The organism is Microbacterium sp. GCM10027623 (assembly GCF_042666935.1).
Taxonomy (GTDB): Bacteria; Actinomycetota; Actinomycetes; order Actinomycetales; family Microbacteriaceae; genus Microbacterium.
On record NZ_JBHTHE010000002.1, the window covers coordinates 815,136 to 839,985 of the forward strand.

The 24,850-nt window shown below is 69.7% G+C and carries 26 protein-coding genes and 1 tRNA gene; 18 read left to right on the forward strand and 9 right to left on the reverse strand.

What is annotated here, in order from left to right:
- Positions 1 to 143 precede the first annotated feature (143 nt).
- The 9 genes from rplU (at position 144) to rsfS (ending at position 6,835) form a co-directional block, all read left to right on the forward strand.
- The gene (rplU, locus tag ACFQY2_RS11240) at positions 144 to 452 is read left to right on the forward strand and encodes a 50S ribosomal protein L21 (RefSeq protein WP_378745890.1); all 309 of its coding nucleotides are present in this window, start codon (positions 144 to 146) and stop codon (positions 450 to 452) included.
- 20 nt (positions 453 to 472) lie between these two features.
- Positions 473 to 730: a 50S ribosomal protein L27 gene (rpmA, locus tag ACFQY2_RS11245; RefSeq protein ID WP_307365333.1), complete on the forward strand. Its 258-nt coding sequence runs from the start codon at positions 473 to 475 to the stop codon at positions 728 to 730.
- 102 nt (positions 731 to 832) lie between these two features.
- On the forward strand, positions 833 to 2,332 hold the full coding sequence (gene obgE, locus ACFQY2_RS11250; protein WP_378745892.1) for a GTPase ObgE: 1,500 nt from the start codon (positions 833 to 835) through the stop codon (positions 2,330 to 2,332).
- The gene (gene proB / locus ACFQY2_RS11255) at positions 2,329 to 3,117 is read left to right on the forward strand and encodes a glutamate 5-kinase (protein WP_378745893.1); all 789 of its coding nucleotides are present in this window, start codon (positions 2,329 to 2,331) and stop codon (positions 3,115 to 3,117) included. Before obgE ends, proB begins: the two co-directional genes overlap by 4 nt.
- A gap of 53 nt (positions 3,118 to 3,170) precedes the next feature.
- Positions 3,171 to 4,463 carry a glutamate-5-semialdehyde dehydrogenase gene (locus tag ACFQY2_RS11260; RefSeq protein WP_378745894.1) on the forward strand — a complete coding sequence of 431 codons (1,293 nt, stop codon included), beginning with the start codon at positions 3,171 to 3,173 and terminating at the stop codon, positions 4,461 to 4,463.
- Positions 4,464 to 4,512: 49 nt separating this feature from the next.
- Entirely contained in the window at positions 4,513 to 4,725 is a 213-nt protein-coding gene (locus ACFQY2_RS11265) for a hypothetical protein (protein WP_378745895.1), read from the forward strand.
- Between the two features lie 6 nt (positions 4,726 to 4,731).
- The gene (gene nadD, locus ACFQY2_RS11270) at positions 4,732 to 5,334 is read left to right on the forward strand and encodes a nicotinate-nucleotide adenylyltransferase (protein WP_378745896.1); all 603 of its coding nucleotides are present in this window, start codon (positions 4,732 to 4,734) and stop codon (positions 5,332 to 5,334) included.
- The gene (locus ACFQY2_RS11275; RefSeq protein WP_378745898.1) at positions 5,331 to 6,458 is read left to right on the forward strand and encodes a hypothetical protein; all 1,128 of its coding nucleotides are present in this window, start codon (positions 5,331 to 5,333) and stop codon (positions 6,456 to 6,458) included. Before nadD ends, ACFQY2_RS11275 begins: the two co-directional genes overlap by 4 nt.
- Positions 6,458 to 6,835, forward strand: coding sequence for a ribosome silencing factor (gene rsfS, locus ACFQY2_RS11280; protein ID WP_378745899.1), 378 nt, complete (start codon positions 6,458 to 6,460; stop codon positions 6,833 to 6,835). The genes ACFQY2_RS11275 and rsfS overlap by 1 nt, the downstream gene beginning before the upstream one ends.
- 5 nt (positions 6,836 to 6,840) lie before the next feature.
- On the opposite strand, the gene ACFQY2_RS11285 is transcribed toward rsfS, so the two are convergent.
- On the reverse strand, positions 6,841 to 7,041 hold the full coding sequence (locus tag ACFQY2_RS11285; protein WP_378745900.1) for a hypothetical protein: 201 nt from the start codon (positions 7,039 to 7,041) through the stop codon (positions 6,841 to 6,843).
- Positions 7,042 to 7,239: 198 nt separating this feature from the next.
- On the opposite strand from ACFQY2_RS11285, the gene ACFQY2_RS11290 reads away from it, so the two are divergent.
- Positions 7,240 to 7,315 (forward strand) — tRNA-Ala (locus ACFQY2_RS11290).
- An 8-nt stretch (positions 7,316 to 7,323) separates the two neighbouring features.
- Here the strand turns inward: ACFQY2_RS11290 and ACFQY2_RS11295 are convergent.
- Positions 7,324 to 7,944 carry a GyrI-like domain-containing protein gene (locus tag ACFQY2_RS11295; protein WP_378745901.1) on the reverse strand — a complete coding sequence of 207 codons (621 nt, stop codon included), beginning with the start codon at positions 7,942 to 7,944 and terminating at the stop codon, positions 7,324 to 7,326.
- 106 nt (positions 7,945 to 8,050) lie between these two features.
- Positions 8,051 to 9,199, reverse strand: coding sequence for a calcium:proton antiporter (locus ACFQY2_RS11300; RefSeq protein ID WP_378745903.1), 1,149 nt, complete (start codon positions 9,197 to 9,199; stop codon positions 8,051 to 8,053).
- Between the two features lie 126 nt (positions 9,200 to 9,325).
- Here ACFQY2_RS11300 and ACFQY2_RS11305 point away from each other — a divergent pair, with 126 nt between their 5' ends.
- Positions 9,326 to 10,396: an NAD(P)-binding domain-containing protein gene (locus ACFQY2_RS11305; protein WP_378745904.1), complete on the forward strand. Its 1,071-nt coding sequence runs from the start codon at positions 9,326 to 9,328 to the stop codon at positions 10,394 to 10,396.
- 10 nt (positions 10,397 to 10,406) lie between these two features.
- Positions 10,407 to 11,588, forward strand: coding sequence for a glycoside hydrolase family 3 N-terminal domain-containing protein (locus ACFQY2_RS11310; protein ID WP_378745905.1), 1,182 nt, complete (start codon positions 10,407 to 10,409; stop codon positions 11,586 to 11,588).
- A gap of 28 nt (positions 11,589 to 11,616) precedes the next feature.
- Here ACFQY2_RS11310 and ACFQY2_RS11315 read toward each other — a convergent pair whose 3' ends face one another.
- The 3 genes from ACFQY2_RS11315 to ACFQY2_RS11325 are packed head-to-tail and all read right to left on the reverse strand — an operon-like array spanning position 11,617 to position 14,184.
- Positions 11,617 to 12,489: a 3-methyladenine DNA glycosylase gene (locus ACFQY2_RS11315; RefSeq protein WP_378745906.1), complete on the reverse strand. Its 873-nt coding sequence runs from the start codon at positions 12,487 to 12,489 to the stop codon at positions 11,617 to 11,619.
- Entirely contained in the window at positions 12,486 to 13,514 is a 1,029-nt protein-coding gene (locus ACFQY2_RS11320) for an App1 family protein (protein ID WP_378745907.1), read from the reverse strand. Before ACFQY2_RS11320 ends, ACFQY2_RS11315 begins: the two co-directional genes overlap by 4 nt.
- Positions 13,515 to 13,527: 13 nt before the next feature.
- Positions 13,528 to 14,184: a DedA family protein gene (locus ACFQY2_RS11325; RefSeq protein ID WP_378745908.1), complete on the reverse strand. Its 657-nt coding sequence runs from the start codon at positions 14,182 to 14,184 to the stop codon at positions 13,528 to 13,530.
- 42 nt (positions 14,185 to 14,226) lie between these two features.
- On the opposite strand from ACFQY2_RS11325, the gene ACFQY2_RS11330 reads away from it, so the two are divergent.
- Together ACFQY2_RS11330 and leuS are read left to right on the forward strand one after the other, a co-directional pair.
- Positions 14,227 to 15,555, forward strand: coding sequence for an anthranilate synthase component I family protein (locus tag ACFQY2_RS11330; protein WP_378745909.1), 1,329 nt, complete (start codon positions 14,227 to 14,229; stop codon positions 15,553 to 15,555).
- Positions 15,556 to 15,571: 16 nt separating this feature from the next.
- Entirely contained in the window at positions 15,572 to 18,145 is a 2,574-nt protein-coding gene (leuS, locus tag ACFQY2_RS11335; RefSeq protein WP_378746163.1) for a leucine--tRNA ligase, read from the forward strand.
- A 20-nt stretch (positions 18,146 to 18,165) separates the two neighbouring features.
- On the opposite strand, the gene ACFQY2_RS11340 is transcribed toward leuS, so the two are convergent.
- Positions 18,166 to 18,522: a GNAT family N-acetyltransferase gene (locus ACFQY2_RS11340; protein WP_378745911.1), complete on the reverse strand. Its 357-nt coding sequence runs from the start codon at positions 18,520 to 18,522 to the stop codon at positions 18,166 to 18,168.
- A 271-nt stretch (positions 18,523 to 18,793) separates the two neighbouring features.
- Between ACFQY2_RS11340 and ACFQY2_RS11345 the strand changes: the two genes are divergently transcribed.
- From ACFQY2_RS11345 to holA, 4 genes are read left to right on the forward strand one after another with little or no spacing between them, the layout of a single operon-like run.
- Complete coding sequence (locus tag ACFQY2_RS11345; RefSeq protein ID WP_378745912.1) at positions 18,794 to 19,423, forward strand: helix-hairpin-helix domain-containing protein; 630 nt, start codon at positions 18,794 to 18,796, stop codon at positions 19,421 to 19,423.
- Positions 19,420 to 21,717 carry a ComEC/Rec2 family competence protein gene (locus ACFQY2_RS11350; RefSeq protein WP_378745913.1) on the forward strand — a complete coding sequence of 766 codons (2,298 nt, stop codon included), beginning with the start codon at positions 19,420 to 19,422 and terminating at the stop codon, positions 21,715 to 21,717. The genes ACFQY2_RS11345 and ACFQY2_RS11350 overlap by 4 nt, the downstream gene beginning before the upstream one ends.
- 24 nt (positions 21,718 to 21,741) lie before the next feature.
- On the forward strand, positions 21,742 to 22,227 hold the full coding sequence (locus ACFQY2_RS11355) for a hypothetical protein (RefSeq protein ID WP_378745914.1): 486 nt from the start codon (positions 21,742 to 21,744) through the stop codon (positions 22,225 to 22,227).
- Between the two features lie 9 nt (positions 22,228 to 22,236).
- Complete coding sequence (gene holA, locus ACFQY2_RS11360; RefSeq protein ID WP_378745915.1) at positions 22,237 to 23,301, forward strand: DNA polymerase III subunit delta; 1,065 nt, start codon at positions 22,237 to 22,239, stop codon at positions 23,299 to 23,301.
- Between the two features lie 58 nt (positions 23,302 to 23,359).
- On the opposite strand, the gene ACFQY2_RS11365 is transcribed toward holA, so the two are convergent.
- On the reverse strand, positions 23,360 to 24,007 hold the full coding sequence (locus ACFQY2_RS11365; protein ID WP_378745916.1) for a hypothetical protein: 648 nt from the start codon (positions 24,005 to 24,007) through the stop codon (positions 23,360 to 23,362).
- 470 nt (positions 24,008 to 24,477) lie between these two features.
- Entirely contained in the window at positions 24,478 to 24,738 is a 261-nt protein-coding gene (gene rpsT, locus ACFQY2_RS11370; RefSeq protein ID WP_378745917.1) for a 30S ribosomal protein S20, read from the reverse strand.
- Positions 24,739 to 24,850: the final 112 nt, after the last annotated feature.

Sequence of the window (24,850 nt, forward strand, 5' to 3'; positions counted from 1 at the left end):
GTCCTTTGGTGCGAGACCCCTGTCGGCTCTTGAAGTCGTAGGAGAAGCCTTGCGTCTGCACCGTCGCCACGGCGTGGTACGCAAGCGACAGTCTTCCCGTGAGATTCCCGGAGCGATCCGCTCCCCAACGAAACAGGTATGAAGTGGTTTACGCAGTAGTGCGCGCCGGTGGCCGGCAGGAGAAGGTCGAGGTCGGCACCATCGTTCAGCTCGATCGTGTTCGGGCTGCCCAGGGTGAGAACATCGAGCTTCCCGCCGTGCTTCTCGTCGACGGCACCACGGTGACCACCGACGCCGACAAGCTGGCGAAGGTCACGGTCACGGCTGAGGTCATCGGCAACCTCCGCGGCCCGAAGATCATCATCCAGAAGTTCAAGAACAAGACCGGTTACAAGAAGCGTCAGGGGCACCGCCAGGACCTCACGCGCGTCAAGATCACCGGCATCAAGTAAGCACGGAACAGGATCAGGACATGGCACATAAGAAGGGCGCGAGCTCGACCCGCAACGGTCGTGACTCCAACGCACAGCGACTCGGAGTGAAGCGCTTCGGCGGTCAGGCCGTCAACGCCGGCGAGATCCTCGTCCGTCAGCGCGGCACGCACTTCCACCCCGGCGCAGGCGTCGGCCGTGGCGGTGACGACACCCTCTTCGCACTCGAGGCGGGCGCCGTGCAGTTCGGCACCAAGGGCGGCCGCAAGGTCGTCAACATCGTCGCTGCCGCTCAGTAAGCAGCAGCATCTCGAGACGGGGCGGGCTTCGGCTCGCCCCGTCTGCGTATCCGCGCATCCGGCCTCGGCCGCGCGCGGGCGCGAATCAACAGGAGCAGCCCCATGGTCACGTTCGTCGACACCGTCACCCTGCATCTGCGCGCGGGCAGGGGCGGCAACGGCTGCGTCTCCGTGCGCCGTGAGAAGTTCAAGCCGCTCGGCGGCCCCGACGGGGGCAAGGGCGGCGACGGCGGGAACATCGTGCTGGTCGCCGACCCGCAGGTGACAACCCTCCTGTCCTACCACCACTCGCCGCACCGCAGCAGCGGCAACGGCGGCTTCGGCATGGGCGACCTGCGCTCGGGTGCGGACGGCGAGTCGTTGGAGCTGCCGGTGCCGCTGGGGACGGTCGTGAAGTCCGTCGACGGCGAAGTCCTCCACGACATGCTCATTCCCGGCGAGCGATACGTCGCCGCAGAAGGAGGCCGCGGCGGTCTGGGCAACGCCGCCCTGGCTTCGCCGAAGCGCAAGGCCCCGGGTTTCGCGCTGCTGGGCACGCCAGGGCACGAGATATCCATCCAGCTCGAACTGAAGACGGTCGCGGATGTCGCACTGGTCGGGTTCCCCTCCGCCGGCAAATCCAGCCTGATCGCCGCCATGTCAGCCGCGCGTCCGAAGATCGCGGACTATCCGTTCACCACGCTGCATCCCAACCTCGGCGTCGTGCAGGCCGGCGAGAGCCGCTACACCGTGGCCGACGTGCCCGGCCTCATCGAGGGCGCGAGCGAGGGCAAGGGGCTCGGTCTGGAGTTCCTTCGTCACGTGGAGCGGTGCAGCGCACTGCTGCATGTGCTCGACTGCGCGACGCTCGAGCCCGGACGCGACCCGGTCTCCGACCTGGACGTCATCCTGGCCGAGCTCGGCGCCTACGAGGTTCCCGAGGGGCAGATTCCGCTCCTCGATCGACCGCAGCTGATCGCGCTGAACAAGATCGACGTGCCCGAGGCGCGCGAGCTCGCCGAGATGGTGCGTCCCGATCTCGAGGCGCGCGGCTTCCGCGTGTTCGAGATCTCCACGGCGTCCCGTGAGGGTCTGCGCCAGCTCAGCTTCGCCCTGGGCGAACTGGTCGATGAGCACCGCGTCAACACCGCCGTCGAGGCCCCGCCGGAGCGCATCGTCATCCGCCCCAGGCAGTCCCGCGAGCAGTTCACCATCCGTGTGGAGGGGGGAACCTACGGCGACATCTATCGCGTGCTGGGCGAGAAGCCGGTCCGCTGGGTGCAGCAGACCGATTTCCAGAACGAGGAGGCGGTCGGGTATCTCGGAGACCGTCTCGAACGCCTCGGCGTCGAGGACGCGCTGCTGAAGGCAGGCGCGGTTCCCGGCTCCACCGTCGTCATCGGCACCGGAGACAACAGCGTCGTCTTCGACTGGGAGCCGTCGATCGCCTCCACCGCCGAGCTGATGTCGTCGCCGCGAGGCACCGACATCCGCATCGGCGGCGGCAGCCGTCGCACCACGAGCGAGCGCCGCGAGCGCTACTACGAGCGGATGGATGCCAAGGCAGCCGCCCGTGCCGAGCTGGAGGAGCAGAGGCTGGCGTCCCGCGAGGGTGAGGAGTGAGGGCGCTGCACCGCGCGGACCTGGCGTCCGCCGGACGCATCGTCGTCAAAGTGGGCTCCTCATCGATCAGCGGAGAGGCGTCCTGGCGGATCCCGATGATCGTGCAGGCGCTGTCGGCGGCGCACCGCCGCGGTGCGGAGATCATCCTGGTCTCCTCGGGGGCGATCGCGACCGGCATCCCGGTGCTCGCGCTCGACTCGCGTCCGACGGACCTGGCGACCCAGCAGGCAGCCGCCGCTGTCGGCCAGAACATGCTGGTGTTCCGCTATCAGGAGGCGCTTCGACCGTTCCGCATCGTCGCAGGGCAGGTGCTGCTCACCACCGGCGACCTGGAGAACCCGACATCGCGCAGCAACGCGCGTCGTGCGATGGACCGGATGCTGGCGCTGGGGGTGCTGCCGATCGTCAACGAGAACGACACCGTCGCCACGCAGGAGATCCGCTTCGGCGACAATGACCGGCTGGCCGCGCTCGTCGCCCAGCTGCTGCACGCTGACGCGCTGGTGCTCCTCAGCGATGTCGACTCGCTGTACACCAAGCCGCCCACCGATCCGGCTGCGGAGCCCATCGACCGGGTCGCGGCCGACGCCGATCTCACCGGTCTCGAGTTCGGGGCGTCCGTCGTCAACAGCGTCGGCACCGGGGGAGCGGCGACCAAGGTCTCCGCGGCGCGAATGGCCGCAGCGAGCGGCATCGGCGTGCTCGTCACCAGCGCCGATCTCGTCGGCCGGGCTCTCGAGGGCGCCGCTGTCGGCACCTGGTTCGAGCCCGCCGTCGTCGACTGAGCTCTCCGGTCATGCGGCGCGCCGGCAACTCCCTGCGCCGATACACTGACCGGATGAGCACCCCTGTCGTCGACCCGCCCGCCCAGCCCGCTGATTCCGCTGAGACGCCGCAGGATCGTCTGGTTAGGGCCAAGGAGGCTTCGCGGTCCGTCGCGCAGCTCACCAGCAGCGCCCGCACCGACGCCCTGCTGGCGATCGCCGCCGCCATCGACGCGAACGTCGAGCGGATCGTCGCGGCGAACGCCCTCGACATCGAGCGCGGTCGGGACGCCGACATCGGCGATGCTCTCATCGACAGGCTGCGCCTGGATGGGGTCCGGGTGGCGTCGTTGGCATCCGCGGTCCGCGATGTCGCGCTGCTGCCGGACCCGATCGGACAGATCATCGGCGGACACCGGATGCCGAACGGCGTCACCCTCGAGAAGGTGCGCGTCCCCTTCGGCGTGGTGGGCGCCATCTACGAGGCGCGTCCCAACGTCACAGTCGACATCGCCGCCCTCGCCCTGCGGGCGGGCAATGCCGCTGTGCTGCGCGGCGGCAGCGCGGCTCGCTCCTCGAACACCGTGCTGGTCGAGGTCATGCGCGGCGCGCTCGACTCGGTCGGCGTCGACCCCGAGGCGATCCAGACCGTGGACGACTTCGGGCGCGACGGTGCGAGAGCCCTCATGCATGGACGGGGATTCGTCGATGTGCTGGTGCCGCGCGGCAGCGCAGCGCTCATCGAGACGGTGGTGACCGAATCGACGGTGCCGGTGATCGAGACCGGTGCGGGAGTGGTGCACATCGTCCTGGACGAGTCGGCGCCGCTGGACTGGGCCCGCGACATCGTGGTGAACGCGAAGGTGCAGCGCCCGAGCGTCTGCAACGCGGTGGAGACCGTGCTGGTGCTGCGCCAGGCCGCGCCGCTGCTGGTGCCCGTCGTCGCCAGTGCGCTGCAGAGCGAGGGCGTCGCCGTGCACGGCGACGACATGGTCGCCGGTCTCGTCTCGAACGTGATCCCCGCCACGGAGGAGGACTGGTCGACCGAGTACCTCAGCCTCGACATCGCGATGAAGGTCGTCGACACCCTCGATGACGCACTGGCGCACATCCGTCGGTACAGCACGGGTCACACGGAGTCGATCATCACGACCGATTCGCGCAACGCGGAGCGCTTCCTCGCCGAGGTCGACTCGGCGGTGGTGATGGCCAACGCCTCGACGCGCTTCACTGACGGAGCGGAGTTCGGCTTCGGGGCGGAAGTGGCGATCTCGACGCAGAAGCTGCACACTCGCGGGCCGATGGGCGTTTCCGAGCTGACCAGCACGAAATGGGTGGCCCGAGGGTCAGGTCAGACCCGGGCGTGAGGACTAGACTGGTGAGGCGTTTGCTTGACCGCTCAGAAACGGAGCCAGAATGAACCTCGTCGCTCAGATCGCGATGGCCGCAGCGGAAGCCGAGCACCACGGCAACGTGGCGGCGGACACGCTGATCTTCGGCCTCATCGCCGCTGGCATCTTCGCCCTGATGGGCCTGGTGACGCTGTCGTACCGCAATGTCGCCAACCGTCACTCCGCGAAGGCTGAGGCATACGCCCGGAAGCACGGCAGGGACGGCCACGGCCACTAGGCGCGCATGCAGGATTCCACCGCTCGGGCACCGCGCATCGGCGTGATGGGTGGCACTTTCGACCCCATCCACCATGGTCACCTGGTCGCTGCCAGTGAGGTGGCGCACTCCTTCGATCTCGACGAGGTCGTCTTCGTGCCCACGGGCGAACCCTGGCAGAAGCAGAATGTGTCCCCCAGTGAGCATCGCTATCTGATGACGGTGATCGCCACGGCATCCAACCCCGGTTTCACCACGAGCCGCGTCGACATCGACCGCGACGGTCCCACCTACACGATCGACACCCTGCGTGATCTGAAGGCGCAGCGGCCCGATGCGGAGCTGTTCTTCATCACGGGTGCGGATGCCGTTGCGCAGATCGTCAGCTGGAGGGACCATGATGAGCTCTGGGAACTCGCGCATTTCGTCGCGGTCTCCCGACCCGGACACGTGCTGAGCACCGACGGCTTGCCCACCGACAAGGTGAGCCAGCTCGAGGTCCCGGCGCTGACGATCTCGTCGACGGCGTGTCGGGAACGGGTCGCAGACGGGCAGCCCGTCTGGTACCTGGTGCCGGACGGGGTCGTCCAGTACATCGCAAAGCATCATCTGTATCGGAGCAAGGCATGAGCACATCGGATCAGAACGGACACGGCCAGCTCACGCGCAAGCAGCTGCGCGAGATCCGCCTGACCGGTTCGACGCCGGTCATCACGGGAGAGGAGCCGGCAGCCGCGGCACAGCCGTCGACGGTCCTTCCGCGCGCCGCGGAGCCTGTGGAGATCGCTCCCGTCCCCGACGTCGAGGTGACGGAATCGGACGCTCCGCTGACGCGCCGCCAGATGCGCGCTCTCGAGCATCTGCGGGCTGCAGGGGAGGAGCAGGCCGGTGACTCCGCGGCCGAGCCGCAGGCCGTGGACGCGCCCGATGCCGAGCCGGCGCACGCAGTGGTCGAGTCTGAGGCCCCCGTCGTCGAGCCGGAGCCGGTCGTCGAGATCGCGCACCCCCTCGCCGACGAGTCGGTGGCACAGCGGCAGCCCGTGGAGCCGGCGTCCCGCCCCGTCGAGCCGCAGTCCTCGGACGAGCTCGTCTCCGCCGTGCCCGTGTTCGATGCGGGCACCGATCGCGACCAGGTCGCGGAGATCTTCGAAGGGCCCTCCGACGAGGCTTCCCCCGATCATGCGGTGACGCCGGACGCCGAGGCGGCCGGCTCGGATGCCGAGCACACGAGCGACGAGGTGGAGGTCGTCACCGCTGAGCGCCCGGTGGTCGGCGCGGCATTCGGACTCGGTGTCAAACCCGAGAAGCCGGCCGGCGCGCTGTTCGACGATCTGCTCGAGGGCGGATCGTCATCGGGATCGCAGCATTCCGCGTCCACCGCCCTGATCTTCACGCCCTCCTCGGGCGCCGGGTCCCTCTCCGGCCCGATCGCGTCGACCGGCGAGCTGCTGATCACCGGCACCTACGCGCTTCCCGACGGCATCGGGTCTCACGGTCACGCGCACGGCACGACGGACGGCAGGGATGCCGACGCCGTGCTTCTGGACGGCGAACTCGCGCCGGCGTCCTCTCCCACGCCGATCGCGGCAAGCTCCGCGGTCAGCACGTCCAAGTCCGCCGGCGAGGTCATCCGTCCCCCGGCACCCGACAAGGGCAACAAACTCATGCTCACACTGGCGATCGTCGCCGGCGGACTCGCGCTCGCGCTGGCTGCCACGCTGATCATCGCCTCCACCACAGGAGTCTTCGGCTGATGCAATCCCCTGAGAACGCGATCGAGATGCTCCAGATCGCCGCCGACGCGGCCGATTCGAAGGGCGGCGAGGATCTGATCGCGCTCAACGTCTCGGAACCGCTGCCCCTGGTGGATGTGTTCCTTCTCGTCACCGGCAGCAGCGAACGCAACGTCGCCGCCATCGCCGACGAGATCGAGGACCGGCTCGTCGAAGCCGGACACAAGCGCGTGCGCCGTGAGGGGCGCGCCGAGGCGCGCTGGGTTCTGCTGGACTTCGGCGACCTCATCGTGCATGTCTTCCACGCCGAGGAGCGCGTGTACTACGGGCTCGAGCGGCTCTGGAAGGACTGCCCGGTCATCCCGATCGAACTCACCGAGCGGGTGTCGGGGGAGTAGCTCCGTCAGTCGCCGTCGAGGCTGCCCTCGGCGTCGGCATCCTCATCGGCCCCGGCGGCGAGCCGGTCGGCCGTAGCGCTGTCGACCTGGTCGGGATCGGTGTCCGGATCGAGCACCTGCTCTCCGTCGACTTCGCGAGTTCCGGCATCGACCTCGGGGTCGGTGTCGGGGTCCTGCGGCAGGAAGTTGGGTGTGGGGTTCGACATGGTCGGCTCCTTTTGTAGCGGATGACGCGAACCTACGCGAGTCCGCGACCGCCGTGCAGCCGGTTGACGGCGGCGCCCGCCCACGCTATCCGGTCGGACTCCTGCCGCGACACTCCCGGCGGCCGGCCCCGATTGGCGATGGTTCGAACGCCCGTAGTATGCTTTACAGGTTGCCGCGGCTCCGGTCCGGCACGAGATGGGCCTGTGGCGCAGCTGGTAGCGCACCTGCATGGCATGCAGGGGGTCAGGGGTTCGAGTCCCCTCAGGTCCACCATCTTCCGATCACGGCTCCGTCACCGGCTGTCGAAGAATCGTGCGCAACCTCTCCGGCGCGGTCCTTCGGGCATCGCTGAGATAGATCTCATGGTGTCTGCCGGTGACCCGCAGGCCGTTCTGCGGGATGAACGCGCCGTGCATGCGCTCCAGGAGCGGACCCTCCTCGTCGTACGGACCGACGTGGAGGGTCTGAACGCACCGTCCTTCGGACAGCACCTCGAAGCGGATGTCGTCGATGCGGGCGGGTGGGTTCTTCGCTCCGGCCTGCTCCACGGCGTGGTGGACGTGACGACGGTCCAGCCAGTCCGGGACCATCAGCATCATCGTCCACTGCCAGCGCGACTTGTCCCGTGCCACGGTGAAACTGTCCATATCCTCCGCCCACCAGAGCCCTTCCAGTGGCGGGACGACGTAATCGCGGCCGAGCTCCTGTCTGCTGAGGAACTTCAGCTTGTAGGCCACCGGGTACAGTGCGGCCAGCGCCCCCGCGTAAGCGGGAGAGATGTTCGGGTCGCCGTGCCCGTCGATCATCAGGTACTGCAGGTCGGGAACGTCGACGAGGCGGAAGGCGCCTCGCGGCGCCCGGTAGCAGTCGAGGGACTTCTTGACGTCGATCTTCTCCGGCATGGGACACCAGGACCCGCGGGGCGAATCACGACCTTCCTGTCTCGTCGAGCTTCGTGAGTCAGAATACTGCGGGGGGCGAGCACCCGTCTCCAGCCGCTGGGCCCGCTCAGGCGAACACGCTCATCGCGTACAGCGCGAAGACGAACAGGTGCACCGCCCCGTGCAGCGGCGTGAGTCTGCGCGCGGTGAAGGTCGCGAGCGTCAGCAGCAGCGTCATGCCGAGCAGCAGCAGGTCGACCGGGGTCTCGGCCAGCAGCACGGGTCTGTCGGCGAGCAGCCCGATCACCAGCACCGCGGGGATCGTCAGACCCGCCGTGGAGACCAGCGCCCCATGGCAGAGGTTGCTCACCCGCTGCATCTCACCGAGCGCTGCGGCGCGGATCGTCGTGATCGTCTCGGGCAGGAACACGATCAGAGCGATCAGGACGCCGGACAGCGCCACGGGCGCTCCGGCGTGCGCCAGAGCCTCGTCGAGCAGCGTCGCCATGTCGTGCGAGAGCAGGACGATCGGCAGCACCATCGCGACCAGCAGCGCGCTGCGCGCGATGAGCTCAGGGCGCTGCCGCCGCAGCACCGCCCCACCGGCGCCGTGTGCGGGATCACGCGGAGACCTCGCCGGCGGAGTCTCGGCGACCTCCTGGAAGTCTGCGCGCTGCGCGCCCATCTGCCGGATGAGGAAGAACCCGTAGAGGGCGATCGTGAGCACGATCACGACGACGGATTGGGCTGGGGTGTAGGCGCCGCGCGTGCCGATCAGCGCCGGGAACGCGAATGCGACGGAAAGCAGCGCGATCAGCATCCCCAGATACGACGAGACGCCGGTGGGGTTCGCCCGCAGGCGCGCATGGCGCATCCCGCCCACCACCAGCGCGACGCCGATCACCAGGTTCAGGATGATCATCGACACCGCCATCACGGAATCGCGGGCGATCGTGGGGTGCTCACCGGGCCCGAGCATGACCGCCGAGATGAGGATCACCTCGATGGCGGCGATCGACAGGGTGAGCACCAGTGTGCCGTAGGGGTCTCCGAGGCGGCGCGCAAGGTGTTCCGCCTCGGTCACCACGCCGAAGGCGCTGGCGACGATCACCGCCACGATGCCGGCGAGGACCAGCCAGAGCAGCCACAACGGCAGCGGACCCGCCAGTGCGGGACGGAGGAGGGAGACGAGCAGAACCGAGGCCCAGCCCAGGAGCAGGCGGGAGATGGCGGTCGGGGTCAGGACGAGTGTGACGGTGGGAGTCGAGTGTCGCACGGGCGGCGCCGAATCTGCGGGGCCGTCCCTGCGTGTGATCTCTCCGCCGGGTCGTCCCGCCGGTCGCTTGTCCTTCAGAGTACCCAACCCGGAACATCCCCGGTGGTGCCGACGTTGATCGATGGCGTGAGCATCCTCGAGAGCGTCGTCATCGGAGCAGGCCAGGCCGGCCTGTCGGCGTCCTACCATCTGAAGCGACTCGGCATCGAGCACCTCGTCCTCGATGCGAACGATCACGCCGGGGGTGCCTGGCAGCACCGCTGGGATGCACTCACCATGCTCGACGTCCACGGCGTCGCGGAACTGCCGGACGGGGCACCGCCCGCGCGCACGACGCTGCGCGCCAATCAGGCGGTGCCAGCGACCTTCGCGGAGTACGAGCGCGCACACGCGCTGCCCGTCATCCGGCCGATCGTCGTGTCGCGCGTCACGGACGAAGAGGGGCTCCTGGTGGTGCACGCGGATGCCGGGCAGTGGCGCGCTCGGACGCTCGTCAACGCGACCGGCACCTGGTCTTCCCCCTTCCTGCCGCACTACCCGGGCATGGAGACGTTCCTGGGCGAACAGCTGCACACCGTGGACTACCCCGGACCCGATCATTTCCGCGGCAAGCGGGTGCTGGTCGTCGGCGGAGGCGCATCCGCCGTGCAGTTCCTCGGCGCGCTCGCACCCGTCACCGACACTCTCTGGGCGACGCGTCGCCCGCCGGTGTGGCGAACCGATGACTTCACTCCGGAAGCGGGTGCGGCCGCCGTCGCCCTGGTCGAGAAGCGCGTCGCGCAGGGGCTGCCGCCGGAGAGCGTGGTGAGCGTCACCGGGCTGATGCTGCGTCCTCAGGAGCGGGAGGCGGAGCTGCTCGGGGCCTACTCGGCTCCCCGTCCGATGTTCCAGCGCATCGAGCCGGACGGGGTGCGCTGGGCCGACGGCTCCTTCGAGCCGGTCGACGTGATCCTCTGGGCGACGGGCTTCCGTCCCGCGATCGCTCACCTCGCGCCGCTGCGTCTGCGCAGTCCGCACGGCGGTATCCAGTTGGACAGGCAGGGCAGGGGCACCACGGCGGTCGCCGACCCGCGCATCCAGCTGGTCGGCTACGGCCCGTCGGCGAGCACGATCGGCGCCAACCGGGCCGGTCGTGCCGCGGCCAAAGGCGTGCAGCGGCAGCTGGCTCTCAGCAGGACGGCAGGCACCGCGGCGTAGCCTGGCACGCATGCGCCGAGCACTCCGCGGGACCGTGACGGCGGCGATGGCAGTGGTTCTGCTGGCGGCGTGCACCCCGGCGAGCCCGCACCGGGAGCTGCCACCGACCACCGCTGCGCCGTGGTCGGCCCGGACACCCGCGCCGACGCCCACCGTCGACCCGGCGGTGGCCGCCGTCGGCCGGATGAGCACGGCCGAGCAGGCGGCATCCGTCGTCATGGGGCACGTGGGCGGGACGGATCCCGCCGCGCTGCGCGCCTTCATGGCATCCGGACCGCACGGCGCGCCGCTGGGCGGCTTCATCCTGATGGGGGCGAACATCTCCGACGACGCGGCCCAGGTCAGGGCCGCCACCGCCGCACTGACTCTGGATCCGGCCCTGCCGCCGCTGATCGCGATCGACCAGGAGGGCGGCGTCGTCTCACGACTGCCCTGGGATGGGCTGCCCGGCGGGCGGGCGCTGCAGGCAGAGGACGCCGCGCGCACCCGGGAGGTCTTCGCGCAGCGGGCGGAGCTCGTGGCCGACTCCGGAGCGAACGTGAACTTCGGCATCGTCGCCGATGTGCCCCGTGGACCGTCATCGTTCATCTCGGCCCGTGCACTGGGCGCCGACCCGGAGGCGGCGTCGGAGCGGGTGTCGGCCGCCGTGGACGGTGAGCAGGGCATCGTGCTGTCGACCCTGAAGCACTTTCCCGGACATGGGGCGGCTCCCGGTGACTCGCACCACAGCATCCCGACGACCAGCGAGACGCGCGCGCAGTGGCGCGTAGCGGACGCGAAGCCGTTCATCGCGGGGATCGATGCCGGGGCCGAGCTGCTGATGTTCGGCCATCTCGCCTACACCGACGTCGATGCGGCCCCTGCGTCGCTTTCCGCGCGCTGGCACGCCATCGCCCGGGACGAGCTGGGCTTCCGCGGCGTGATGATCACCGACGACCTCGGGATGCTGAGCTCGTCGGGCGTCGCCGCCTACCGGGATCCGGTCGCCAACGCCGTCTCCGCGATCGCTGCGGGCAACGACATGGTGCTGATGGTCGCCGGCTCCACCGCGGAGACCGCAGCCGAGATGGCTGCCGGCCTCGCCGCAGCCGTCGACGCAGGCGCTCTGCCGGCAGAGCGCCTGCAGGACGCGGCCGAGCATGTGATGGCCCTGCGCATGCAGCTCGCAGAGGACTCGGCTGCGGCCGGCTAGGAGGGCGGCGACCCGGCGCGGCGTCGCGTCAGCCCAGCCACGCGTCCAACAGCCGCTCGCGCAGCGCGGCTCCGCGCTCGGCGAACCCGCGCTGACGGCGCACGTACTCCGCCTTGCCCTCGGGGGTCTCGATGCGCACGGGCTGAACGTCCCAGTCCGACAGATCGTAGGGTGCGGCCTCCATGTCGAGCAGGCGGATGTCCCGCGCCAGCGCGAAACAGTCCAGGAGCAGCTCGCCGGGCACGAGCGGCCCCAGCTTCACCGCCCACCGGTACAGGTCCATGCCGGCATGCAGACATCCCGGCTGCTCCAGATCCGGCTGCGAGTCGCGCGTCAGCGGCAACCGGTTGCGCGGCACGGCCTCGTCGGTGAAGAACCGGAAGGCGTCGAAGTGCGTGCAGCGCAGCTCGTTCGCCTCGACGACGGCATCCGTCCCCGCCTGTCCCAGCCGCAGCGGCACCGCATGACGATGCGTACCCGCGCGATACACCATGGCCCATTCGTGCAGGCCGAAGCATCCGAACTGACCCGGTCGCGATGCCGTGCGGCGCAGCATCCGTTCCACCAGGTCGGCGAGCTGCGGCTTCTCCGAACGGAACCGCGTCCGGTCGGGGAACACGGCGTCGCGGGATCCGCCGGCGGAGTACCAGCGCCATCCGGCGCGCTCCGGGGCCTCCTCGAGGGTGACACCCGCCCCTGGGTGCCAGCGCCGCAGCAGCGCGGGTTTGTACGCGTAGTAGGTGAACAGGAAGTCCCAGACGGGATGCTTCTCCCCGCGTGCGGCGCGCTCCCGGTGCTGCGCGGTCAGAGTGTCCGCCCGAGCCTCGTGCCGTGCCGCGCGCTCGGTCCATTCGGGGCGCGTCAGCGGGGCGCCGTTCGACGCGCTGTCCGAGGTCGTCATGCCTTCGGATCGATGAGGCCGACTTCGCCGAGACGATCGCGCAGTCCGGCGCCGTCCTCGGCACTGACCCAGGGTGCCTCGTCGCCGATGTGCTCGGCCGACGCGCGGCCACCCGCGAGCACGGCCTCAGCCGGCAGCAGGCGCCGGATGGCCACTCCGGCGACCGAATCCGGGTGTTCTTCGAGGAACTGGGAGTAGATCGCCTCATCGTGCTGGCCGTCGTCGCCGATCAGCAGCCAGCGCACCTCGGGGAACTGCTCGGCCAAGCGACGCAGGTTGCTGAGCTTGTGCTCGCGCCCGCTGCGGAACCAGCGATCGTGCGTGGGCCCCCAGTCGGTGAGCAGCATCGCGCCTGCGGGGAACAGGTTGCGGCTGAGGAACCGGCGCAGCGTGGGAGCGATGTTCCAGGCGCCGGTGGAGAGATAGATCATCGGCGCGCCCGGGTGATCGCGGCGCAGCTGCTCGAGCAGCACGGCCATGCCGGGCACGGGGGCGCGCGCATGCTCGTCGAGCACGAAGGAGTTCCAGGCGGCGACGAAGGGACGCGGCAGCGCGGTGACCATGACCGTGTCGTCGACGTCGCAGACCACACCGAAATGCTCGCCCTCGGCGACGACGAACACCGTCGCCTCGACCGGCTCGCGTCCCTCGACCGACATGGTGAACGTCTGCCAGCCGGGTTCCAGCTCGGCGTCGATGACGGTGTCCACCACGCCGCCGCGGTCGGCGACCACATCGTGGGTGCGGCCACCGATGTGAATCTGGACGGAGGCGAAACTGACCGGGATGCTCACGAACGCCCGCCAACCCCGTACCCCGGCACCCTCGGCGCGCGAGTTCTTCAACGGCGGCGGGACGATCAGCACCCGGCCGACCACGCGCACCCAGCCCGATCCGGCATAGCCCGGGAAGGGGACGACGGTCGCCGAACGTCCCCGTCGGCGGGCGCGTCGCTCGCGCCAGACGTGGAAGCGGTGCTCGAGACGAGCGAACCAGTGGATCTTGGCCGCTGAGGCTGGGGACATCCCCCTCAGTCTTTCACGCTTCCGAGCGCGGCTCATCCGACATGTGGCGTTCCTCGCGCTTCGCGATGATCTTCTTCACCAGCAGGAGCACGACCAGCAGCGCGACGATGATGCCGACGAACACGTATCCGGCGTAGTGCACCCGCTGTGAGAGCTCCTTGAAGCTGCCCGCAGCACCGGCAGCGAGACCCACATAGATCGAGGCCCACAGCACGCAGGCGGGCAGTGTCCACGCCATGAAGCGGCGGTAGGCGTAGCCGCTCATGCCGACCGTCAGCGGCACCAGGGAGTGCAGCACGGGCAGGAACCGGGACAGGAAGATGGCGATTCCGCCTCGGCGCAGCAGGTACCGCTCGGAGCGCGCCCAGTGCTCCTCGCCGATGCGGCGGCCCAGCCAGGACGCGCGGATGTACGGACCCGCCCAGCGTCCCAGCCAGAAGCCCAGCGATTCGCCGAGGAGTGCGCCGACGACGACGGTCGCACCCAGCAGGACGCCCTGCAGCCACGAGCTCACACCGATCGCCGCGACCAGGACGATCGTGTCGCCCGGCACCACCAGGCCGATCAGGATGCTGGTCTCGAGCATCATCGCGAAGCCGGCCAGGGCGGTGCGGAGGACCGGATCGACGGACTGCACCGTCTCGATCGCCCAGAGCACGAAGTCGTCCACCCCACGAGCGTAGAGCCTCGGCCGTGGTCCTACGCTGTGAACGTGCCTGCACCCCGTCCGCTCTCCGCTCTGCCACTGGACGGCGTCCCCGACGCCGAGCTCCTCTTCGTCCGGCTCTTCGCTCAGGAGGACGCGGCGTTCTGGCTGGACGCGGGGCCGGAGGCCGCTGCGGGATGGAGCATCCTGGGTGCCGGTCGGATCGAGACAGACCCCGACGCCGTGCGCGCCGTGGCGCTGACGGCCTCGGATCCGCATACGCGCGAGCTGCCGTTCGCGGGCGGATGGGTCGGGTGGCTGGACTACGAATCGGGAGCGGCGGCTCTCGGCGCGCCGACGACCGGTGTCGCGCCGGGCGGCGCGTGGATCGCCGTCACCCGCGCGATCGCCGTGGATCACGCCGCCGGGCGCGCATTCGTCCTGGCGGATCCGGCCGAGCTGACGGCGTGGCACGGCGAGGTGACCACCGCATTGCAGGCCGGTCCGCTGCCGCCCCCTTCCCGTGTCGACGTCGTCCGCGAGGCGTCCGCCCGTCACGGGGTGGCGGAGTACCAGGGTCTGATCCAGGACTGCCGTGCCGCCATCGAGCGCGGGGACGCATATCAGCTCTGTCTCACGACGCGCTTCTCGGTCGAGCCTCCCGTGGACTCCCTGGACGTCTACCGCCGGTTGCGCGCGGCCACGCCCGCGCACCACGGCGGATTCCTGCGGATCGGGGAGCAGCAGCTGCTCAGCGCCAGTCCCGAGCGGTTCCTCTCGGTGGTCGCCGGACGGGCATCCACCAGTCCGATCAAGGGCACCCGTCCCCGCAGCTCCGACGACGGCGACGACGCCCGGCTTGCCGAAGAGCTGCGGACGGATGTCAAGGAGCGCGCCGAGAACGTCATGATCGTCGACCTCATGCGCAACGATCTCTCCCGTGTCGGCGTGCCGGGCACGGTCGCCGTGGAGCGGCTCTGGGAAGTGGAGTCGTATCCCGCGGTCCACCAGCTCGTCAGCACCGTGAGCGTGCGGCTGCGTCCGGGCGTGAGCTTCGGCGACCTGGCGGATGCCGCGTTCCCCGCCGGCAGCATGACCGGAGCCCCCAAACTGTCGGCGACCACGATCCTGCACGGTCTCGAGCGCGGTCCGCGCGGGGTCTACTCCGGATGCTTCGGACATGTCGGACTCGACGGCCGCGTGGACCTGGCCATGATCATCCGCTCGATCGTCGTCACGCCCGACACCGTTTACGTGGGCGCCGGAGGCGGGATCACCTGGCTCTCACAGCCGGAGGCGGAGACGGCCGAGGTCGCGACGAAGGCCCGCGCGCCCCTGGCGGCCCTCGGTGCCCGGGTGCCCGCGGAGTGGGCGGCCACGACAGACACGCGATAACCTGGAGGGGCCCGATATCCGGGCCGTCCCGCACCGTCAGATTGGCTGTTCCTTGTCCGAGCATTCGTCAGAATCCCACGCCGAGTCCGTCGCGGCGATGTCCGCGCACGACATCCAGAGCAAGTGGCAGGGGTACTGGGCCGACCACGAGACGTTCCGGGCCGGCGGCTCTGAGGACGACCGCCCGCGCAAGTACATCCTCGGCATGTTCCCGTACCCGTCGGGCGACCTGCACATGGGACATGCGATCAACTATCTGTACCCGGACATCGTCGCCCGGTACTGGCGGCACCGCGGGCACAACGTGCTGAACCCGATCGGCTGGGACTCCTTCGGTCTGCCGGCCGAGAACGCGGCCATCAAGCGGGGTGCCGACCCGCGCGAGTGGACCTACAAGAACATCGACCAGCACAAGGCCGGCTTCCGCGGTTACGGCATGTCCTACGACTGGTCGCGCGTGCTGCACACCTCCGACCCGGAGTACTACCGCTGGAACCAGTGGCTGTTCCTGAAGCTGTACGAGCGCGGCCTGGCGTACCGCAAGAAGAGCGCCGTGAACTGGTGCCCCAACGATCAGACCGTGCTGGCCAACGAGCAGGTCATCGACGGTCGGTGCGAGCGCTGCGGCGCCGAGGTCGTGAAGAAGAAGCTCACGCAGTGGTACTTCAAGATCACCGAATACGCCGACCGCCTGCTGGATGACCTCGACGGTCTCGAGGGCCACTGGCCGCACAAGGTGCTGCAGATGCAGCGGAACTGGATCGGCCGCTCGACCGGCGCCGACGTCGACTTCCACATCGAGGGGCGCGACGAGCCGGTGACGGTCTTCTCCACCCGTCCTGACACGCTGCACGGTGCCACCTTCTTCGTGGTCGCCCCGGACGCCGACCTGGCAGCCGAGCTGGCCTCAGGCGCGTCCCCCGAGGTGCGTCAGCGCTTCCAGGACTACCTGGAGACGGTGCAGAAGCAGACCGAGATCGAGCGGCAGTCCACTGACCGGCCCAAGACCGGCGTCTTTCTGGAGCGCTACGCGATCAATCCCGTCAACGGCGAGAGGCTGCCGATCTGGGCGGCCGACTACGTGCTGGCGGACTACGGTCACGGCGCCGTCATGGCGGTTCCTGCGCACGACCAGCGCGACCTGGACTTCGCGCGCGCCTTCGACCTGCCGGTGCGAGTCGTCGTGGACACCACGGTCCCCGGGGGCGCGAACGAGGGCGGCGATCTGGCGGAGCTGGATCCCGCCGTCACGGGCACGGCGCTGGTCGGCAACGGCCGGATGACCGGCTCGGGGGAGCTGGACGGACTCGACAAGGTGGCCGCGATCGCCGCCACCATCGAGCGGATGGAGTCGGCGGGCACCGGTCGCGCGGCGAAGAACTTCCGTCTGAGGGACTGGCTGATCTCCCGACAGCGCTTCTGGGGAACCCCCATCCCGATGCTGCACCTGCAGGACGGATCGGTCGTTCCGGTGGCCGAGGACCGGCTGCCGGTCCAGCTGCCGAGCGTCGAGGGACTGGATCTGCGTCCCAAGGGCACCTCGCCCCTGGGTGCGGCCGAGTCGTGGGTGCGCACGGTGGACTCGGCGTCCGGCGAGCCCGCGCTGCGCGACACCGACACCATGGACACGTTCGTGGACAGCTCCTGGTACTTCCTGCGCTTCCTCTCTCCGAACAGCGACCGCTTCGCCTTCGATCCGGAGGAAGCGAAGCGCTGGGCGCCGGTGGACGGCTACTTCGGGGGCGTCGAGCACGCCATCCTGCACCTGCTGTACGCGCGGTTCATCACCAAGGTGCTGCACGACATGGGTCTGATCGACTTCGACGAACCGTTCTCCAACCTGGTCAACCAGGGCATGGTGATCATGGACGGCGCGAAGATGTCCAAGAGCAAGGGCAACCTCGTCGAACTGTCCGACCTGTTGGGCAAGTACGGCGCCGACGCCCTGCGCCTGGGGCTGGCGTTCGCCGGCCCGGTGGAGGATGACAAGGAGTGGAACGGCGTCTCGATCTCGGGCGCCCACAAGTTCCTCGCTCGCGTGCTGCGCGTCGGAGACGAGACCGCGGCTCCGGTCGGTGCGGACGCCGCGGCCGGTGACGCGGGCCTGCGTCGCGTGACGCACCGTCTGCTCGCGGATGCACCCGGTCTGCTCGAGCAGACCAAGTTCAACGTGCTCGTCGCACGCCTGATGGAGCTGGTGAACGGCATTCGCAGGACGATCGACAGCGGTGCCGGCGCGGCGGATCCCGCCGTGCGCGAGGCCGCCGAGGCCGTCGCCCTGATGCTGGAGCCGATCACTCCGCACACCGCGGAGGAGCTGTGGGAGCGACTGGGGCATGTTCCGTCGGTCAGCGCCGTGCCCTGGCCGGATGCCGACCCGAGGCTGCTCGTGGAGGACACCGTCACGACCGCCGTGCAGGTGGGTGGCAAGGTTCGTGCCACGATCGACGTGCCGGTCGGCATCTCGGATGCCGACCTGGAAGCGGCAGCGCGTGCGGATGAGCGCGTTCAGCGAGCGCTCCAGGGCAAGGAGATCGTGCGGGTGATCGTGCGCGCCCCGAAGATCGTGAACTTCGCCGTCAGGGGCTGAGGCGGCTGGGCGGCGTGCTGTCAGATCGCGAGGTCGGAGAACAGCACGCTGCTCGCCATGAAGGCTGCGACCACCGGGCATACCGCGTCGACCTTCATGCCGCGTGAGCGGATGTCGTCGAGCGCATCGGCGATGAGATCGCCTGCGATGCCGCGACCGCGGAAGTCCGGGTCGACGTCGGTGGAGAGCACGACGATCAGACCCGGCTCCTCGCGGTACAGGAGGCTCGCGATCTCCCGTCCGGCGAGCGTGGCCGAGTACACACCGCGCTCGGCGAGCCTGCGCACCGTCACCTCTTCGTCGGTCTCGGCCGAAGGCGTGTCCACATCGCGCAGGGCCTCTGCCCTCACGTCCTCGGCGTTGTCCTCGCTGGTCATGTCCCACTCCTTCCGTCGTGCGGTTCGGCGGCGGGTGGGACCAGCCGCGGTCTGCTTGGCGCAGCCCGAGGGCCGCCTGAAACCCGGTGTTCCCGCTCTTACCTCGCGACTCGGCCGAACGCTCCTGACAGGGTTGACCGCGCAGACTCCATACGTGTGACGCGGGATCACGTGACACGGAATCCCTGCACATCCGCCTGACGCAGGGGAGTTCTCCACATCCACCGGGGAGCGGGGGTCGTCCCCGGCCGCGGATGCGTAGCGTGACGACGTGCCCGCTTCGGAACCGACAGATCACGACGCACCGCCGCGTCCGCGTCTGAGGCTCGGCATCGGCGCCGCGATCACGGTGGGTCTCGTGGTGCTCTCCGCGGCCGTCGGCTGGGGAATCCTGCGCGGGCAGGCGTCTCCGACGGAGGCGATCGCACTGGATCGCGGTGGCGATGGCAGCGTGGTGACGGCCGATCCCGGTACCGGCGGCCTCTATGTGCATGTCCTCGGAGAGGTTGCGCGGCCCGGGCTGTACATCCTCGACCCGGATGCTCGCCTGGTCGACGCCCTCGCCGCTGCCGGCGGCACGCTCGAGACCGCCGATCTGAGGGCGGTGAATCTCGCACGCCCGCTGAGTGACGGCGAGCAGGTGGACGTCCCGGTGCAGGGTGAGAAGGCCGCGGCGGATGGGGCGGGCGCCTCGGCGGTGGGCGCGGACGGCACGATCGACCTCAACGCCGCGACGCAGGCAGACCTGGAGACGCTGCCGCGGATCGGACCGGCGCTCGCGCAGCGCATCCTCGAGTGGCGAGAGGAGAACGGCCGGTTCCGAGCGGTCGAGGACCTGTTGGCGGTTCCCGGTATCGGGGAGAAGCTGCTCGCCGGACTGCAGGACAAGGTGCGCGTGTGAAGGACCTGCGCACGAGCTTGCTGGCCGTGATCCTGTGGGTCGTGGCGCTGCTGTGCATCCTGCTGCCCGTGCTCGCCCTGCCGCTTGCGGCCGCCTGCGGTGCGGGCGCCGTTCTCGCGGTCATCACCCGTCGTGCGACGCGCCACTCGGCGAGCGGGTCTCCGGTGAACGGACTGGTCGTGCTGATCCTGTTGTGCTGCGCGGCTGTGGGGCTGAGCGTCGCCGCGGCACAACCGCAACGGGCGCTGCTCGCGCAGTCCGACGGGCGGGCGGTGGAAGCAGTCGTGACGGTGTCGTCGTCGGCATCCGTGGGATCAGACGGACGTCTGTGGTTCGATGGGCAGACCTCCGAGATCGGAGCGCCGGGAGCCCTGGAGGCGCTCAGCGCTCCGGTGCGCGTCGGGGTGGAGCCGATCGACGGCGCGGACCTCGGCGCCGTGCTGCGCGTGACGGGCCAGGCCAAGGGCACCGCTCCGGCTGAGCACGCAGGGCTGGTGATCTTCGCCACTCGCGTGCAGATCGTCGCCCCGGCATCCGGAGTCCTCGCCGTCGCCGCGAACACCCGTGCGGAATTCGTCGCCCGCGCCACCCGGCTGCCCGAGCCCGGCGCGGGTCTCCTCCCAGGCCTCGCCGTCGGCGACACTCGCGCGGTCTCCGAGCAGCTGAACGCGGCGATGATCGCATCCGGACTGAGCCACCTCACGGCGGTGAGCGGGGCGAACTGCATGATCGTCGTCGCCGCGGTGTACTGGCTCGTGTCCATCGCGGGCGGCGGCCGCATCCTGAGGGTGCTGCTGGCGCTGCTGGCCCTCGGCGCGTTCGTGGTGCTCGTGACGCCCGAGGCCAGTGTGGTGCGCGCAGCCGTGATGGCTGCGCTGGCGATGCTCAGCGTGCTGCTCGGGCGTCCGAGCGCGGGGCTGGCCATGCTGTCGCTGGCCGTCTGCGGCCTGCTGATCGCGGACCCCTGGTTCGCCGCGTCGCCGGGCTTCGCCCTGTCGGCCGCGGCGACAGCGGCGCTGCTGATGCTATCCCGACCGCTGCTGCGCGGACTCGGACGATGGATGCCGGCGCCGCTGGCCCTCGCCCTGTCGGTGCCGCTGGCGGCGCAGGTGGCGTGCGGGCCGATCATCGCCCTGTTCTCGGACCAGCAGTCGCTCGTCGGGGTCGCTGCGAATCTCATCGCCGCACCTGCTGCACCGATCGCGACGGTGATCGGCCTGCTGGCCTGCCTGACTTCGGCTGCGCCGGCGGTGGCGGACCTGCTGACGGCTGCGGCCTGGTTGCCTGCCGCGTGGATCGATGTGACGGCGACTGTCAGTGCGGGTCTGCCCGGTGCGACGGTTGCGGTGGTGGCGGGGCCGGTCGCCGCGCTGGTGGTGGGACTGCTCTCCACCGCGCTCACGGTCGTGCTCGTGAGGCCGCGGTCACGCACGCTGCGCGCGGCATCCGTCGTCATCGTGCTCGTGGCACTGGGATTCGGCGGGTCACGGATGCTGCTGAACGGTCCGCTCGCCCCGTTGACGACTCCGGCGGAGTGGGCGATCGCGATGTGCGACGTCGGGCAGGGCGATGCGGTGCTCATCCGGTCGGCGGGGAGCACGGCGCTCATCGACACCGGACCGGACCCGCAGGCTCTGCGATCATGCCTCTCGCAGACGGGCGTGTCGCGCATCGACCTGCTGGTGCTCACGCATTTCGATCTGGATCATGTCGGCGGCGTGTCCGCCCTGGTCGGGACGGTGGGCACCGTGCTGCACGGGCCGATCTCCGAGGACGACGAGCGGCGGATGCTGGCGGATCTGGCCGCCGGGGGTGCGACGCTCCGGGATGCGAGCGTCGGGCTGTCGGGTGCATTGGGGGAGGCTCGCTGGCGCGTGGTCTGGCCCGACGCCGATCCGGTGGTCTTCCCGTCGGGGAACGACGCCAGCCTCGTGCTCGAGATCTCGGGCGGTGGGGTGCCGAGATCGCTGCTGCTGGGCGACCTGGGCGCGGCCTCGCAGCGCATGCTGCTCTCCTCCGGGCGCCTGCGCGGGACGTTCGCCGTGGTCAAGGTCGCCCATCACGGCAGCGGCGACCAGGAGCCGGGCCTGTACGCGGCAACCCGCGCCCCGGTCGCGTTGATCGGCGTGGGCGCAGACAACGATTACGGGCACCCGCGCGCCGAGACGCTCGCCTTCCTGGCGGCCGAGGGCTCGCGGACGCTGCGCACCGACGAGCGCGGACTGATTCTGCTGGGGATGCGGGAGAACGAGCTGCTCGTCTGGACGGCGCGCGCGTCGACGGAGAGTGGATGAGAGCCGGAGAGAAGGAGGAGGAAGATGATCGAGAAGAGAGTCGCGCTCATGGTGCTGGCCGGAGCGCTCTTGGTGTCATCGAGTGGGTGTGCTCCGCAGCCGACTCTGGACACCCCGGAGGTGCGGGCGGATGCCGTGGATTCCGCGTTCGACGATCTCGCGGATGCGATGGAGGCCCGGGACACTGAGGCGATCGAGGCGTTCGTCTGCGAGGACCACGAGCTGATCGACGTGCCGAAGCCGGTCGCGGACGGAGAGAGACGACTCGCGATCGCGGTCAGGGATCTGCGTGCCTTCGAGATCCACGACACCACGTACGTCGATTCGGATCCGGATGCCGAGTTCCGCATCGCACTGCTGGAGGAGCCGGCACTGCAGGGGGATGAGCCTGTGCAGGTGAGGGCGATCGTGCGGGTGGACGATCATGACACCTGTCTGTGGATGGCTCGGAAACACGATGCTCACGCTGATGGCGCCGTGAGACGGCGGCGATGTCGAGGTCGCCGGTAGGCTGGATCCATGGCCGCACCTCGCTCTTCAGCCCGTGGATCCGGCGCGCGCGGCGGTGCGGCGGCCAAGGGGACGAAGATCCCTCAGGTGGCCTGGCGTGAGCCTCGGCCGGCGCCGATCGTGCTCGTCTCGGGTCCGGAGGAGGTGCTGGCCGAGCGGGCCATCGCCGGCGTCCGCGAGTACCTGAGAGCGGAAGACCCCTCCCTCGAAGTCAGCGACATCCGCGCGGACGACTATGCGGCGGGGACGCTTCTCGGACTCACCTCCCCGTCGTTGTTCGGCGAACCGCGGCTGGTGCGCGTCTCCGGTGTGGAGAAGTGCTCCGACGCATTCCTGCAGGAGGCGGTGAAGTACGTCGAGAATCCGCAGGAGGGTGCAACGGTCATCCTGCGGCACACCGGTGCCAGTGTGCGCGGGAAGAAGCTCCTGGATGCCGTGCGCGCCGGTACGGGCGGCGGTATCGAGATCCCGTGTGCTGCGGTCAAGCGAGACAGCGACCGCGTGGACTTCGCGGCGGGGGAGTTCAGTGCGGCGCGCAAGCGAATCGCTCCCACCGCACTTCGCGCGCTCGCGTCGGCCTTCGCGGACGATCTCACCGAACTCGCCGCCGCCTGCCAGCAGTTGATCGCCGACGTCGAGGGCGACATCACCGATGAGATCGTCACGAAGTACTACGGCGGCCGCGTCGAGGTGTCGGCGTTCGTCGTCGCCGACACCGCGATCGCGGGGCGCTACGGCGAAGCGCTGATCGCGCTGCGGCATGCGCTGGCGTCCGGTGCCGACCCGGTGCCGATGGTCGCGGCGTTCGCGATGAAGCTGCGCACCATGGCACGGGTGGCGGGCAACCGCGAGCCGAGCCGCCAGCTCGCGCAGCGCCTGGGTATGAAGGACTGGCAGGTCGACCGGGCCCGTCGTGACCTCACCGGCTGGAACGAGCGCTCACTGGGCATGGCCATCCAGGCCACCGCCCGCGCGGATGCGGAGGTCAAGGGCGCCTCGCGGGACCCGATCTTCGCGCTTGAGCGCATGGTCGCGGTCATCGCCACGCGCGAACCTTTCGGGGACGTGCACTGACTCGGAGCTCAGCGGTACGGGTCTGCGGTGACGCGGGGGTGACGGGATGCGGTACGGGTCAGAAGGGTGCGCTGGCCATCGCCGTGCGGCATGGTCGACGCTGAAGCGTCGATCTGTGGGTTCGCGGGTCCGTGGCCGGGTCGGCTTGAGTGGCGTGGGCGTCGCGGAGCGCGGCCGCTTCGGCGTCGGCGTCGGTTTCGGTTTCGAGGTTGTCCTCGTCCTGTCGGGGGAGAGGGTCGGTGCTGAACGTGTCGCCGGCGAAGATCGCGTCGAGGAGCCGGTTCTGCTGGACCTCTGCGAAGGTCTCCTCTGTGGCATCCCACCCGGCCTGCTCCGGGGCCAGCGGGGGAAGGGTCGGGGTGCGGTGTTCGGGGTGCTGTGCCTGGTGGCGGGCCATCTGGGTGAGCCGGGCCAGGATCCCGATGGCGAGGTGTTCGGGCAGCACTGCCTGCAGGAGCGCCAGTCCGTCGCCGACGGAGCGGACGGTGACCGTGCGCTCGTCGCGGGCGCGAGTGTGGCGTTCCACGACTGTGAGGCCGGCGAGGGCAGCAGCGACGGTGCGCGCGTGGGCCCTGGTGCGGGCGGGGGTGTCGTGCTCGGCGACTTCCAGCGCGGCCGCTTCAAACAGGCCCAGCGTGTCGGGGGAGACGGCGCCCTCGCGCACCGCTTGACGCACGGCATCCGATTCCCGGATGATCTCCCGCACATGCCCCGGCGTGACCCGTCCCTCCTGGAACGCAGCCCGGGTGAGGGGGGAACTCCTCGGCGAGCATCCGGGCGTCGGCGAACGCGAACTCCATCGACCCGGTCGACACACGCCCGGCAGCGGAATGCTCCGCAATCATCGACCGGTGAATCGCCTCCCGATGCAACGGGGCCGCCGCGATCTCGTCCTCCATCAACGCCCACCGCTGCGCCAGTAATCCGGCCGCCTCGGCCTGCAGCACCGCGATCTGCCTCTGCTTGTCCCGCCACGCATCCAACAGCGCCACGCGCCGTTCGATGAGAGTGGAGACGTCCTCGGCCATACCGCCAGTTCAGAACAAAACTACGAAGAAAGGAAGAGAATCCGAGACGGTGGACAACTCGATCCTCGCCCGGATCCCGGCGTCTCCTGGACACGACGAAGAAGGCCCGCCCCGCGAACGGGACGGGCCTTTCTCACAGGATCGGAGCTCAGAGAGCGGCGACCTGCTTGGCGATGGCCGACTTGCGGTTGCTCGCCTGGTTCTTGTGCACGACGCCCTTGCTGACGGCCTTGTCGAGCTTGACCGATGCGACCTTGAGCGCGGCCTCAGCGGCCTCCTTGTCGCCGGCGCTGACGGCCTCGCGGGTCTTGCGGACGAGGGTACGCAGTTCGCTCTTGACGGCCTTGTTGCGCTCCTGAGCCTTCAGGTTGGTCTTGTTGCGCTTGATCTGCGACTTGATGTTTGCCACGTGTGGACGCTTTCTGTCTGGATGAGTGTTCGGATGCTGCAGACGAGAGAGGGCGTCGACAGCGGTCGTGAGGGACGAACCCACACGCAAGCCAAGAGTCAATGTTACCAGC

Coding starts and splice junctions, on each gene's coding strand:
- rpmA (WP_307365333.1), top strand. CDS start 473: ATGGCACATAAGAAGGGCGCGAGCTCGACCCGCAACGGTCGTGACTCC.
- obgE (WP_378745892.1), top strand. CDS start 833: ATGGTCACGTTCGTCGACACCGTCACCCTGCATCTGCGCGCGGGCAGG.
- ACFQY2_RS11260 (WP_378745894.1), top strand. CDS start 3,171: ATGAGCACCCCTGTCGTCGACCCGCCCGCCCAGCCCGCTGATTCCGCT.
- ACFQY2_RS11265 (WP_378745895.1), top strand. CDS start 4,513: ATGAACCTCGTCGCTCAGATCGCGATGGCCGCAGCGGAAGCCGAGCAC.
- nadD (WP_378745896.1), top strand. CDS start 4,732: ATGCAGGATTCCACCGCTCGGGCACCGCGCATCGGCGTGATGGGTGGC.
- ACFQY2_RS11275 (WP_378745898.1), top strand. CDS start 5,331: ATGAGCACATCGGATCAGAACGGACACGGCCAGCTCACGCGCAAGCAG.
- rsfS (WP_378745899.1), top strand. CDS start 6,458: ATGCAATCCCCTGAGAACGCGATCGAGATGCTCCAGATCGCCGCCGAC.
- ACFQY2_RS11285 (WP_378745900.1), bottom strand. CDS start 7,041: ATGTCGAACCCCACACCCAACTTCCTGCCGCAGGACCCCGACACCGAC.
- ACFQY2_RS11295 (WP_378745901.1), bottom strand. CDS start 7,944: ATGCCGGAGAAGATCGACGTCAAGAAGTCCCTCGACTGCTACCGGGCG.
- ACFQY2_RS11310 (WP_378745905.1), top strand. CDS start 10,407: ATGCGCCGAGCACTCCGCGGGACCGTGACGGCGGCGATGGCAGTGGTT.
- ACFQY2_RS11315 (WP_378745906.1), bottom strand. CDS start 12,489: ATGACGACCTCGGACAGCGCGTCGAACGGCGCCCCGCTGACGCGCCCC.
- ACFQY2_RS11320 (WP_378745907.1), bottom strand. CDS start 13,514: ATGTCCCCAGCCTCAGCGGCCAAGATCCACTGGTTCGCTCGTCTCGAG.
- ACFQY2_RS11340 (WP_378745911.1), bottom strand. CDS start 18,522: ATGACCAGCGAGGACAACGCCGAGGACGTGAGGGCAGAGGCCCTGCGC.
- ACFQY2_RS11355 (WP_378745914.1), top strand. CDS start 21,742: ATGATCGAGAAGAGAGTCGCGCTCATGGTGCTGGCCGGAGCGCTCTTG.
- holA (WP_378745915.1), top strand. CDS start 22,237: ATGGCCGCACCTCGCTCTTCAGCCCGTGGATCCGGCGCGCGCGGCGGT.